We start from the raw sequence: 13,782 nt of genomic DNA on the forward strand, positions 1-13,782 counted from the left end.
TCCTCCTTTAAGACTTCTTCATTTTCGAGCGAATGCGTGGATCAAAAAAGGCATACATGATATCAATAAATAAATTGACAATCGAGATGGTGATGGCGATATAAACAACGCCGCCAAGAATGGCCGGAATATCAGGGATAAATTGCTTATCGACGATATAGCTGCCAATCCCACTAATGTTGAATACCTTTTCTGTTACAGATGCGCCTCCCAACATACCCCCAAAAAGAAGTCCAATCACCGTAATAATCGGAATCATGGCATTGCGAATGGCATGTTTTGAAATGACTTTGAATTCATTTAAGCCCTTTGCTTTTGCAGTAATAATGTAGTCCTCATGAATCACCTCAAGCATACTCGACCTTGTCATCCTAGCAATGGATGCTGTAATGGATGTTCCCAAGACGATAATGGGCATGATGAGCGATAACCAATTATGAGGGTTATAGGTGGCTGGAAACCATTGTAGCTTTAGAGCAAATGTCAAAATAAAAATTAAACCTTGCCAAAAGCTTGGAATGGATAAGCCGATTAAAGCAATGAACATAAATGTATAATCCAAATATGAATTTGGACGAACAGCTGAAATAATACCGACTGGAATAGCTATGGCGATAGCCATTAACAATGACAACACGGCTATTTCAAGTGTGACAGGGAATTTTGTAGCAATGCTGTGTGTTATATCTTCTTTACCTGCAAAGGATGTACCTAAGTCAAATGTAAATAGGCCAGATAATGCGTTCCAAAGCTGCGATAAATAAGGTTGATCCAAACCGTGAATGCGATTAAAGTTTGCTATTTGCTCAGGTGTTGCTTCAACTCCAAGTAAGTTTCTTGCTGGATCAAATGGTGATAAATATAAAATGGTAAACACTAATGTAGCCACACCAACAATCACAATGAAGCTTTGTAAAATACGTTCAATGATAAATTGCAGAAATGGATTCGCAAATAAGATCAGTACTACATAAAATAAAACAGCTGGTAGAAAGGTAAGGGCTACAAAACGTTTGTTTGTTAGTTGCTGATTAAAAAATTGGTCATAGGATAGTTGTTGTATGCCCTCTTTTTGTAAATCTTGATCCACTAGCTGTTGTAGTTTTCTTTGAGCTAATTGCTTGGCTGTTGCCTGAATTTGTGACTCCAATACAGCATCTTTAAAAAATGTAGCTTTTGCTATTTCTTGTTGCTCAAATTCTTTTTGCCATTGTGCAACCAGCCCATGCTCTAGATAGTATTGACTACGCAATGCAAAAGCCTGATCATAAGTGTTAGAATGTTTTCTTTTCCGATAGATAAAGTATGTAAAAGGGTGAACTAAAATACTTAAAAGAAAAAGAATGAGATGATAAGGCTTTTGATGCATTAGTTTTTGATAAACCGTAGAAAAGAAAATAAATTTCTCAGGTTTTAAATGATTTTTTGAAGTAACCATGCATTTCCTCCAAACGTAAATAAAATATTCAGCATTATATTGTATAATTCCTATCAGTATTGTAAAGTATGGATTATACTTGTAAGTAAGTCAATCACAAATTTTAAAAAGGATGGGTCGAATGAATGAAAAGCTTTTAGAAATCAATAATCTTCGCGTGTCCTTTATCACAGGGGAGACAGAATTCGAAGCTGTTAAGGACGTTAGCTTCCATCTAAATAAAGGTGAAACACTCGGAATTGTAGGAGAGTCTGGTAGCGGGAAAAGTGTAACGGCTCGTTCCATTATGCGTTTATTACCATCTCCACCTTCATTTCTGAAATCTGGTACTATTGTGTTTAAAGGGCAAGAACTCACTGAATTTAGTGAAAAACAAATGGAAGGGATTCGTGGACAAGATATTAGTATGATTTTTCAAGATCCAATGACATCCACAAACCCTACTATTCGAATAGGAGATCAAGTGGCTGAAAGTTTAATCAAGCATCAGTCAATGTCAAAAACCGAAGCCTATCAACAAACAATAGAGTTATTAAAACTGGTTGGTATTGGAGATGCAGAAGAACGGTATCGACAATATCCCCATGAATTTTCAGGTGGTATGCGTCAACGTGTGATGATCGCTATGGCACTTGCTTGTAATCCATCACTGCTTATTGCGGATGAGCCAACAACAGCACTGGATGTTACTATTCAAGCTCAAATTCTAAAATTGATGCGCGACATGCAAAAGAAAATGGGGACGTCTATTATTTTAATTACACATGATTTAGGCGTTGTTGCAGGTATGTGTGATCGCATCATTGTGATGAAAGAAGGAGAAATAGTTGAACAGGGCACAACGGAAGAAATTTTTGCAAATGCCCAGCATCCGTACACCCAGAAATTATTGAATGCGTTACCAAAGCTGCATGAGAAAAAGCAACCAAAAGAGATTGCTACTATTCAGCCAGGTATCGATCGACATAAGCCTTTAATCGAAGTAACCCATCTGTCGAAAGAATTTCCATTAGGCCGTGGTCAAACGCTGAAAGCTGTGAATGATTTATCATTTTATATATATCCTGGTGAAACATTAGGCTTGGTTGGTGAATCTGGTTCAGGTAAATCGACTACAGGTCGGACGATTCTCCAGCTTCATCAGCCTACAAATGGCGAGGTTCTATATCAAGGAATACCTGTAACAAGACTAACGAAAAAACAGCTAAAGGCAATGCGTCGTCATATGCAAATTATTTTCCAAGACCCTTATTCATCGTTAAATCCTCGCAAAAAAATCTTAGATATTATTGGAGAGGCTCTTGATATTCATGGTCTGGTGAAGACACATGAAGAGAGACGACAACGAGTAGAGGAATTGCTTGAACTTGTCGGTTTGAAGAAAGAACATGCGATGCGTTATCCTCATGAATTTTCAGGTGGTCAACGTCAGCGAATTGGGATTGCTAGAGCATTAGCAGTCGAGCCAAACTTTATTGTTTGTGATGAACCCTTATCAGCACTGGATGTTTCTATTCAAAAGCAGATTGTTGATTTATTAAAGGAATTACAGCAAAAACTTGGTTTGACTTATTTATTTATTGCCCATGATCTATCCATGGTGAAGCATATCAGTGATCGTGTTGCGGTCATGTATGGTGGGAAAATTGTTGAATTGGCAGAAAGTGAAGAGCTATATGCTAATCCACAGCATCCTTATACACGTGCATTATTACGCTCCATTCCTATTCCAGATCCTGCAATAGAGAAGCAGAAATATAGCGATGCTGAACATGCAGAAGATGTAAAAGTACGTTATGAGGTAGAAAATAGTCAGCTAGTAGAGGTTTCTCCTAATCATTGGGTAGCTGTGACAATGTGATAGCTTGAATGTAGTAGCTTGATATTTTACAATAGAAACATCGTGAAACTTTTTGTCTTCCTGATGATGAGTTACACAACTTATACGAGTCGTAGGTATAAGAAAAGATGATGAGTTGTGAGGGGCCTACTACATGAAAATGCAAGATATAAAAACATTAATAACAAGTGGTACGATTATTCTGGCTGTAGCATTGTATATGATATTTGGCAGATCTCCTGCAGAAGATCAAGATACAAAATCAGTTACAGATCAGCAAGGTACTATATCCATTGAACAAGTGGAAGAAAAAACAGGAAATAAACGCTTTGAGATAGACTATATTAAAGCATATGATGGGGATACGATTCAGGCGACAATTAATGATGAGAAACGAAAAATTCGTCTGTTAATGGTGGATACACCTGAAATGAATTACAATAAAGGTGGCGCCCAGCCATATGCTGAACAAGCAAAAGAGTACACGATCAATTTATTGGAAAAGGCTCAAAAAATTGAAGCGGTCTATGATGTTGGACCAGAAACAGACAATTATGATCGCTTATTAGCTTATGTTTTTGTAGATGATGTGTTATTGCAGGAATCTTTATTAAAGGAAGGTCTAGCAGTTGTACGTTATATTCATAAGCCAAACAACACATTTGAAGATGCCTTTAGAGCTATTCAGCAAAAAGCACAGGATGCAAAATTAAATATTTGGTCACATGATGATTACTTCCAAAAAGATGGATTCCATCCGGAAGTAGTTCAATAATCTAAAAAGCCGCTTGTTAAAAGACAATTTCAAAAAGGCTAGGAAGCTGCTGTCTGTATCTTACAGGTAGCAGCTTTTTAAATTCCTTTATTTCTTGTTTTACCTCTTCTAACTTTTCGTATTCTTTGATGTTTACTTCTTCTTTAAAATGTCCAAAGTGAGCATAGCTCCAATAGACTCCTCGACACGACATTGATTGGCAAGTCCCATTTTGGTGATAGTGGCGTTTCAACTTTTGTACAGTATTAAAGGTGATGTCAAGATGGGGTTGAAGCAGTAAGTATATAGCCATTGACCAAGTACAGAAAGAGAGCTACACTAAATGTCACAAAAATAGTTGATCATTGAATTACTATAAAATCAGCCAAGAGTTACGATGAAGAATCAATTATTTTAAAAATAACCTTTGATTTGGAAATGTTAATATGAACTAGAAATAGTTCAACCTACTCCTCTTTAGCTATACAAAACTTATTTTTAGCATAATAAGATGTTTGTTCAGTTATTCGTTGTCTCCCCACACAAATAGGTTTATTAATTATTCTTTCATTCCTTAATGATACTTCAAAATACATCGATTTTTCCTAGCTTCTTTAGTAATGTAACAAGTTTACCCTTCACAGGATTTTCACATAAAATAAAGTTATACTTCTCCATAGAACATTCAAATGAAAATGATTATCAATAACATATAGAAGGAGATGAATTTATTTTTGATTTACATGATATCGTAATCGTTTTAACTTTACGATCTATTAAGGTTGCTTAACCTAAAGATATGCAGAAGTAACACTTGAAGCAAAAAATATTATTTTACTTAAAACGAAATCCATGAGGTATTAATCCTCGTGGATTTTTTTCCAAAGCATTGATTATACGAATGTCCAATTTTAGTTTTTTAACTAAATTGCATGTCAATTAGTAGAGTTTCTTCTATTTGAAAGTTTTGTAAAGATAAAGTCAAATAAGTTATTTATAAATTGAACGTGTAACATCTGTTCGTTATAATTCTAAAAAAGAACAAATGTTCTATTATTTTTAGGGGGATTGATTATGGGTGGTATAAAATGGTTGTATATTTCAAAAGAGAATAAAATTTATAAGGTTCCTAACCCTAAAAATGGGAGATTCAAAGAAATAAAGGAGCTTTCAGAACAGGACGTCTTAAAGGTTATGTTGTATTACAGAACAAAAAATAGAAAACCAGACAAACTAGTAATGGTTGAATTTGATCGAATTACTCTTGATTCAAAAGGGGTCTATGAGGTGACTGATGAAAGGCAACGAAGGATGCTACAAAATGCTTTTCAGTTTCTATATAATACGCCTCAAGAATTGGTAGATACCAAATCACCATTCGAGTTGCCTCTAGCGCCAACCGTACCATCCGATATTGAAAAAAAAGCTATATATGAATATTTAAATAAGAATTTACCAAACTTAGGAAATAATGCTCCGGCAATCGTAGAAAATGCAATAAGCTCACTAAAAAAAATACATGAGAAAAAAATCAACTTAATTAAAGAAGCTAATAAATTAAGAAAAAGTAATTTAAAATTGTACTTTGAATCAAAAAAGGTTTAATGAAATTACGAATGGTTTAGGAGTGATAGATTTGGATTACAAAATCATTGTAGAAGAAAAATTCGGGAAGCCTTTAAAGGATGTTATGTATGAAGTTTGTGTAGAAAAAGAATTGGAGAAGTGGGATGGTGCTAAGTTACTAGGTGTTCCAGTAAAAACTTTTGTAGCATGGCGCTCAAGATTTCGTTACGGACCAATGCAAATTCAAGCAGATCAAGCTAAAAAAATGAGAAATCAAACAACTAAAAAGTATAAAGACGAATTAAATGATATTAATTTACAGCGACCATTTGAGCATGAAGGGAATACCCTTAAGGCGTTTAAAGAACTGATTGAAAGAAGTTTAGAGTTAGAAAAATATAAACGAACTATTGAAACAGTAGGAACAGTTCCAGTAATAGAGACTATCTGGAAAATTGGAATGTTAGAGTCCGTTCTTGATGCAATAATCCAGTTTGAAAGTGGTAAATTATATGATCAATATATGTTTGAGGCAAGATTTATAAAGTAATTAAATTAAAATACATTTATATTAAATCAAACCAACTTATTTTGATTAGGCTAATATCAAAATGGGTAGTTTTTTAATTATAAGGGTCAATTTCTGCGTTTTAAACTTAATGTATTCTCTATTTAATCTTAAATCTTAGATTTAATCTGAACCGTTAGTACGCAGGGAACCCTAGATGTAAAAAGATAATAATGGTTTTTAATTTCTCAATAATAAACAGAGCCTTACTACATTTGATATGTAATAAGGCTCTTAAAAGTTGTTTAAAAACGAATTAAATTAATCGTATTATGTTGCTTAATATGATATTAAAGTTGTTTAATTCTTGTTAAACTAATGCACCTGTTGGCTCTTAATAAAGTTTTCTTTCATAAATATGAAAATAGTAGTTATAAGGGTTTTTGTCATTATTGTTAAACCGATGTTAATTAGAAGGTAGTAGGGAAAGAAATGGTTTGACTAAAAGATAATATTTTCACTTAGCTGTAGAATCAATTAATTTTGCCTATGCTACCTGCTAGCATAGGTTCTTTAGATCTGGAGATAAATAGTTATACTAATTGCACTAATTGAAAACCATTCTCATTATATATATAATTATTTAAACTAGATTAGTAGGAAACTTTGAGAGAGGAATAAACGAAATGAAGAGGATATTATTTATTGAAGACGAACAGCATCTTTCACGCTTTGTTGAAATGGAGCTGCGACGTGAAAAGAATGAAGTGGTGTTAGCTTATGATGGGGTAACTGGGCTAAATCTTGCACTTGCTGAAGATTGGGACGTTATTTTACTGGATCTGATGCTACCAAAAATGGATGGTATGGAAGTATGTCGGAAGATTCGTACTGCTAAAAATACACCAGTCATTATGTTAACAGCCAAAGATAGTATTAAGGATCGAGTAACTGGTCTAGATTGCGGTGCTGACGATTATATGCTCAAGCCTTTTTCAATTGAAGAACTTAAGGCTCGGATGAGAGTTATTTTTAGAAGAGAAGCCACAGAAGCCCCCCAAGCTATTTTAACATTTCGGGATTTGTACCTAAATTCTGATTTGAGAATTGTCAAGAAAGGGAACGATGAAATTGGCCTAACTAAGCGAGAGTTTGATTTGTTAGCAGCACTTATGGAACACGCTAATCGTGTGATGAGTAGAGAGAAACTCCTTGATAAAGTATGGGGGTTTGAGACTGTGGTTGATACTAATGTAGTGGATGTGTATATTCGATATTTGCGTAATAAAATCGACGAGCAAGGAAAAGCCAGTTATATTCAAACTTTGCGTGGAATTGGTTATATTATGAAAAAATGATTCAATTTATATTGAAGCATAAGCTGTCACGCATTCCTATTAAATGGATATTAACTCTTTGGTCTGCTTTCATTATTTTTGTACTCTTCATAGCCTATAATGCCATACAATATATTTTCGTCGAAAACTGGATGATAGCCCAAGAGAAAAAACAGGTGGAACAACATATGAATGGCATCCTGAATGGTTTGCTGGAAAGGGAGATTGGTTTTACTCAAGAAGAGCTGCCCAAAGTTCGAACCTATTTAAACAAACATAACCAGAATGATCAAATGATACGAATTATTGATCAGCAAGGGAATAAGGTAATCTCTGTGTCTGAAGGTATCCCTGAAAATTGGATCAATCCAGTGCAAAAGGCGGAAACCGAAATCATCATTGTCGATGAATATGAACATTCCTTACTTGTGATGAGAAGCCCAATTACAATTCATACGTTTAATGGAACAATCGAGATCGTAAAAAATATGGATCAATTCCAGAAGATGACGGAAGCTTTATTTCGTGTATTTATTGTATCTGGTATAGGGGCGGTTATCCTTAGCGGTTTAGGTGGAGGATTACTTGTGCATCAGTTATTGAAGCCCCTTCAGGCTATGGCAAAGACGATGAAAAACGTCGAACGTAAAGGACTGCAGGAACGAATGAATGTTCCTGACAAGGAAGATGAAATCACCACTTTAATGAAAATCTTTAATAATATGATGGATCAAGTCGAGCTTTCTTTCACTAGACAAAGCCAATTCGTAGAGGATGCTTCACATGAATTAAGAACACCAATCGCCATTATGGATGGACATTTGTCCCTTTTACTTCGATGGGGTAAGGATGATCCCGAAGCTTTAGAGGAGTCTTTGAACATTTCTTATTATGAGTTAACCCGCCTAAAGACACTTGTTCATGAACTACTTACTCTAACAAGAATAGAGAAAGAAGAAGGAGAATCTGTTGATGTAACGCTTAGAGCGGATCTGGTAATTCTTCATATAATCAGCCAATGGGAACAACTCTACCCTAAATTCACATTTGAAACAGCTTTTTTTAATTTTAAGGGTTATGAGGTATTCATTTCTGAAAGGCATTTGGAACAATTGATAACGATCTTACTGGATAATGCAGTTAAATATTCTACAGAAGGTTCACCTATAAGAATTTCAGGTTCTATACATAAAGATGAGGCTGTTTTTACAGTTAAAGATTATGGGATAGGTATTCCTGAAAAGGATTTACCATATGTAATGGATCGTTTTTATCGAGTTGAAAAGGCACGTAGTCGGAAGCAAGGAGGGACAGGTCTAGGTTTGTCCATTGCTAAGCGACTAGTAGATCGATATAACGGTAGTATGTCTATCCAAAGTAAGGAGGGAACAGGAACGACTGTGACTATCTCATTTACAAGTCGTTCTCAACTAAATAAACAGGAGGTTGACTTCAATGAAACAGCGGATTAAGAAGAGATTCTTAATAGTGGTTTCCTCAATCTTATTCATAACAATTTATTTTATTTTCCAATTAATAAGAGGAGAAAGCTTAGAGGATGAGCAGCCAATAGTCAATGTGTTTACGGCAAGGCATTATCAAATTGATAACGAAATTTTTAAGGAGTTTACGAATCGAACAGGTATACAAGTTAAAGAAGTTAAAGGGACAGCAGAGGAACTTATAGAACGAATGAAACAAGAAGGGAAAGATTCGTCAGCAGATTTATTCATTGCTGTTGACGGAGGTGTCCTTAATTTTGCTAAGCAAAGCGGGGTACTTCAACCAATTACTTCGGATACTTTGCTTCGGAATGTTCCTAAGGGGTGGCGAGACAAAGACAACAATTGGGTTGGAATTGCCACACGTTCTAGAGTTATTGTATATGCAAAGGAACGAGTAAATCCGAACGAGTTAACTACCTACGAGGATTTGACGAATAGTCAATGGAAAGGAAAGGTGTTAGTTAGATCTTCGTCAAGCTTATACAATAAATCTTTGCTTGCTTCCTTTATTGAGCTATCTGGAGAGAAAGAGGCTGAAAAGTGGGCAGAGGGTATTGTGCGAAATCTCTCTCGGAATCCAGAAGGAGGGGATAAAGCGCAAGCCATGGCAATTGCAACAGGGGTCGGAGATGTGGCAATTATGAATACCTATTATATAGGTCAAATGTCAGCATCGTCAGATTCAGAGGAAAGAGAAATTGTGAGTAAACTAGGTGTCTTGTTTCCAAATCAAGAAACAACAGGAGCTCATATGAATATTAGCGGAATCGGATTAGCCAGACATTCTCCAAATAAGGAAAATGCAATTAAACTTGCGGAGTTTTTAACGAGTCGCGAGGGACAAACAATGCTTACTCAAGGTAGTTACGAGTTCCCAGTGAATATAGAGGCGGAAATGCCTGAAATTCTAAGAACCTGGGGGGATTTTAAACAACAGTCTATTAATATAGAAATTCTTGGTGATTTCCATAAAAAAGCTACTGAAATTTTTGAAAGAGTAGGTTGGGAATAGTATAGGGAATTTAAATTCTGATTAAATTTTAATTTTCACAGCGTTTTCTCATTTTTCCTTGTTAGTATATTTTATAGATGACCTAAGTAATAATGATTCTCACTTTCAATTTGGTGATGAATATATTTTTTTAAATATAAATGAGAATGAAAATTATTGTCATCTATAATTTAGTTAGGGAGGAAGAAAAAACATGTTCAACAAACGCAGTTCATTTTTACTAACATTTTTGCTAATTAGCTTAATAGCGATTTTGACAGGCTGTGGCTCAGAAAATGTAGCAAAAAATAACACTGAAGATACTAAGACGAAGGAGACTACACAACCGGCCGAATCTAAAACTACCGAAAACGGTGGTGAGGTTAATATTTATACTGCTCGTCATTATGATGTTGATCAGGAACTATACGATATGTTTACAAAGGAAACGGGTATTAAGGTAAATGTAGTAGAAGGAAAGGCTCCTGAATTAATCGAGCGTCTGAAACGTGAAGGAGAAAGTACGCCTGCAGACTTGTTCGTAACTGTAGATGGTGGTATCTTAAATTCTGCAAAAATAGAAGGAATATTGCAACCAGTTGTATCTGATGTTGTAGATAAGCAAGTTCCTTCTGATTTACGTGACAAAGAAAATCATTGGATTGGTTTATCTACACGTGCTAGGGTAATCGTATATGCCAAGGACCGAGTGAATCCAAGCGATTTGTCTACATATGAAGATTTAGCGTCAGATAAATGGAGAGGTAAGGTTGCCGTAAGATCATCGACAAATTTGTACAATCAATCATTACTTGCTTCGTTTGTAGATATTATGGGTGAGAAAGAGGCTGAAGATTGGGCAAAAGGACTTGTCGCAAATCTTGCTCGTGAACCAGAAGGTGGCGATCGTGATCAAGCGAAAGCTATTGTATCAGGTGTAGGAGATGTTGCTCTTATGAATACGTACTATGTGGGTCAGCTTGCAGCTTCAGAGGATGCTGAAGAAGTAAAAGTTGCAGAAAAGATTGGCGTATTTTTCCCAAATCAACAAACAAGCGGTACACACATCAATATTAGTGGAGCGGGTCTCGTCAAACATAGCCAAAATAAAGATAATGCAGTTAAACTATTGGAGTTTTTAACAGCATCTGAGTCTCAATCAAAAATTTCTCAGGCTAATTTTGAATTCCCAGTCAACAGTGAAGCAACACTCCCTGAGTTATTGGAAAGCTGGGGTTCTTTCAAACATCAGAACGTTGATTTTGCTAAATATGGTGAATTGAATCCAAAAGCTGTAGAAATAGCAAATAAAGTAGGCTGGAAATAGCAAATGAAGTTCAATCTGCTTCATAGTTTTGTTAGGAAACATATTAATGGATGGACAATCACTAGTTTTTTAGGGGCAGCAGTTGTATTGCTGCCCATCTTTTATGTACTATCGGGGATGTTTTTTCCTCCAACAGAAAATTGGAGAAAAATTAAACAGTTTTTTCTAACTGATTATATTTTAGGTTCAATAAAACTAGTACTTTATACTGGCTTTTTGGCTGGAATAATCGGGGTTGTGCTTGCTTGGCTTGTTGCTTGTTATAAGTTTCCTTTAAGTAATTTTTTTAAGTGGGCATTTGTACTACCACTTGCTATTCCACCATATATTGCGGCTTACACTTATAGTTCAATGACTGGTTATACAGGAATTATTCAAGCGACACTGCGTAATCATTTTGACATTATATTATCGCCTGGTACTATTGAGGTTATGTCAGTCCGTGGAACAGTTTTCATATTAACGTTATTTTTATTCCCATACATCTTCATATTGACAAGAGTGTTTTTAGAGAATCAGAGTGCATCATTTATTGAAAATGCAAGGCTACTAGGACATAGACCTCTTTCTGTATTTTTTAAGGTGATTCTACCGCTTGCAAGGCCTGCTATTATAGCAGGAATGATGTTAATTATATTCGAGGTTTTGAGCGATTATGGAGTAGCTAATTATTTCGGTGTTCAAACGGTATCAACGGCTATCTTCCAAATTTGGTTTGGTATGTATGATATACAATCTGCTATGAAGTTAGCTGCCTGGCTCATGCTAGGTGTAATTAGTTTGTTTATAGTTGAACGCTTCCTACGCCGAAATAGGAGATATGTGAATACTACGAAAAGGAGCAATTTACTTAATCCTCAACAACTGAAGGGATTCACTGCATGGGGAGTAACTATATTTTGCACGATTATTTTTATACTTTCATTTCTGGCTCCGATTATTCAATTATTTATTTGGTCAATTCAGTATGGTAGTATCCAACTAAATGCTGATTTTCTTGATTTGATTCTAAATACTATTACAGGTGCATCTATAGGTACAGTAATCATTCTTATGGTTGCACTTATATCTACTAGGGCTGCCAGAATGTTTGATTCTACTTTTATGCAGGTTTTGACACGTCTCTTAACAGCTGGGTATTCTGTGCCAGGAGCAATTATTGCAATTGGAGTATTGGCTGTTTTCATCTCATTGGATGATTTGCTTAATCCACTTTATATAGCTATAGGAAAAGGTGATGGTGTACTGGTACTTAGTTTGTCTTTAGTGATGTTAATTACTGGATACATAATTCGCTTTATGGCAATTGGCTATAATGCGCTAGAAGCAGGGTATGAAAAAATGCCACGAGCATATTCAGAAGTATCCAGAACACTTGGGAAAAATAGTTTTGTAACTTTTATTAGAGTAGAAATTCCATTGATTAAAGGATCGTTGCTCAGTGGATTTATCTTAACCTTTGTAGAAATCATCAAGGAGTTACCACTTACTTTATTACTTAGACCTTTTAATTATAATACGTTGTCGACTAAAGCATATCAATACGCGACGGATGAACGCATATTTGATGCTGCATTGCCATCTTTATTGTTAATAGTAATTGGATTAGTTTCTGTACTATTTATACTTAATCCTGAAAGGAAATGATCTTATGTGTTATGTAAATATAGAACATTTAACTTTCCGTTTCAATGGAGGCCAGCCAGCAGTGATTAATGAGTTATCATTCACTGTATCCCAAGGCGAGATTGTCGGTGTTTTGGGAGCAAGTGGAAGTGGGAAGAGTACGCTCCTTAGAGTGATAGCAGGACTTGAAATTCCTGAGAATGGAAAAATCTCTATTGATGGTCGCATAATAGTAGATAGTCATACTTTCGTCAATCCTGAAAAACGTGGGATTGGTATGATTTTTCAAGATTATGCTTTATTTCCGAACATGACGATTGCTGAGAATATCGTTTTTGGTCTCCATAAATTAAAGAAATCAGTACGTCACATACGTCTGGAAGAGATGTTAGAGCTAGTGCAGATGAAGGAATATGCAAACCGCTATCCTCATGAACTAAGTGGCGGTCAGCAACAGAGAGTTGCAATGGCAAGAGCTCTTGCCCCAAAACCTTCAGTACTTCTGATGGATGAACCGTTTAGCAGCTTAGATGCTCATTTGAAGTCATCTATTCGCAGGGAACTTAAACAAATTTTACACAAGACAAATATTACTTGTTTGCTTGTTTCTCATGATCAAGCCGATATAAAGGAAATATGTGATCGTGCCATACAAATAAAAGATGACGAAACATGGTAATTGTAGCTTTATAAAAAGAGTAATTTTTTATAATAAAGTTTGAATAAAATCATCTCACGCCTATAGATATTAAAAGGTGAGATGATTTTTCTAATTGAAATTTATGTTTATATTACTGTAAAAATTATGAAGAAGGATATACAATAATTATAATGGCTTTACCGTGAGGGGACTAATTTATATTTAGTATTTTTACATATGTATTGTAAAT

General features: G+C 35.3%; 12 protein-coding genes. 10 read left to right on the top strand and 2 right to left on the bottom strand.

All coding sequences use genetic code 11. The annotated features are described in order from the left end of the window. Positions 1-7: 7 nt before the first annotated feature. Positions 8-1,438, bottom strand: a complete 1,431-nt coding sequence (locus MHB65_RS03670) for an ABC transporter permease (RefSeq protein ID WP_342442517.1) — start codon at positions 1,436-1,438, stop codon at positions 8-10. A gap of 121 nt (positions 1,439-1,559) precedes the next feature. On the opposite strand from MHB65_RS03670, the gene MHB65_RS03675 reads away from it, so the two are divergent. Further along, on the top strand, positions 1,560-3,299 hold the full coding sequence (locus MHB65_RS03675) for an ABC transporter ATP-binding protein (protein WP_205441435.1): 1,740 nt from the start codon (positions 1,560-1,562) through the stop codon (positions 3,297-3,299). Between the two features lie 133 nt (positions 3,300-3,432). Then, on the top strand, positions 3,433-4,053 hold the full coding sequence (locus MHB65_RS03680; RefSeq protein ID WP_342442518.1) for a thermonuclease family protein: 621 nt from the start codon (positions 3,433-3,435) through the stop codon (positions 4,051-4,053). Between the two features lie 16 nt (positions 4,054-4,069). On the opposite strand, the gene MHB65_RS03685 is transcribed toward MHB65_RS03680, so the two are convergent. Then, a complete protein-coding gene (locus MHB65_RS03685; RefSeq protein WP_342442519.1) occupies positions 4,070-4,246 on the bottom strand; it encodes a hypothetical protein in 177 nt (58 codons plus the stop codon). Positions 4,247-5,106: 860 nt separating this feature from the next. On the opposite strand from MHB65_RS03685, the gene MHB65_RS03690 reads away from it, so the two are divergent. From MHB65_RS03690 to MHB65_RS03725, 8 genes are all read left to right on the top strand, one after another. Continuing rightward, the gene (locus MHB65_RS03690; RefSeq protein ID WP_342442520.1) at positions 5,107-5,637 is read left to right on the top strand and encodes a hypothetical protein; all 531 of its coding nucleotides are present in this window, start codon (positions 5,107-5,109) and stop codon (positions 5,635-5,637) included. A gap of 31 nt (positions 5,638-5,668) precedes the next feature. Beyond that, the gene (locus MHB65_RS03695; protein WP_342442521.1) at positions 5,669-6,148 is read left to right on the top strand and encodes a hypothetical protein; all 480 of its coding nucleotides are present in this window, start codon (positions 5,669-5,671) and stop codon (positions 6,146-6,148) included. A gap of 644 nt (positions 6,149-6,792) precedes the next feature. Then, positions 6,793-7,464, top strand: coding sequence for a response regulator transcription factor (locus MHB65_RS03700; protein ID WP_342442522.1), 672 nt, complete (start codon positions 6,793-6,795; stop codon positions 7,462-7,464). Beyond that, on the top strand, positions 7,461-8,915 hold the full coding sequence (locus MHB65_RS03705; RefSeq protein WP_342442523.1) for a HAMP domain-containing histidine kinase: 1,455 nt from the start codon (positions 7,461-7,463) through the stop codon (positions 8,913-8,915). Before MHB65_RS03700 ends, MHB65_RS03705 begins: the two co-directional genes overlap by 4 nt. Next, positions 8,899-9,960, top strand: a complete 1,062-nt coding sequence (locus tag MHB65_RS03710; RefSeq protein WP_342442524.1) for a Fe(3+) ABC transporter substrate-binding protein — start codon at positions 8,899-8,901, stop codon at positions 9,958-9,960. Before MHB65_RS03705 ends, MHB65_RS03710 begins: the two co-directional genes overlap by 17 nt. A 193-nt stretch (positions 9,961-10,153) precedes the next feature. Then, positions 10,154-11,266: a Fe(3+) ABC transporter substrate-binding protein gene (locus tag MHB65_RS03715; RefSeq protein ID WP_342442525.1), complete on the top strand. Its 1,113-nt coding sequence runs from the start codon at positions 10,154-10,156 to the stop codon at positions 11,264-11,266. 3 nt (positions 11,267-11,269) lie between these two features. Then, positions 11,270-12,913: an iron ABC transporter permease gene (locus MHB65_RS03720; protein WP_342442526.1), complete on the top strand. Its 1,644-nt coding sequence runs from the start codon at positions 11,270-11,272 to the stop codon at positions 12,911-12,913. A 61-nt stretch (positions 12,914-12,974) separates the two neighbouring features. After that, complete coding sequence (locus MHB65_RS03725; protein ID WP_342442527.1) at positions 12,975-13,571, top strand: ABC transporter ATP-binding protein; 597 nt, start codon at positions 12,975-12,977, stop codon at positions 13,569-13,571. Positions 13,572-13,782 lie beyond the last annotated feature (211 nt).

Source organism: Lysinibacillus sp. FSL K6-0075 (assembly GCF_038592945.1).
Classification (GTDB): domain Bacteria; phylum Bacillota; class Bacilli; order Bacillales_A; family Planococcaceae; genus Lysinibacillus; species Lysinibacillus fusiformis_F.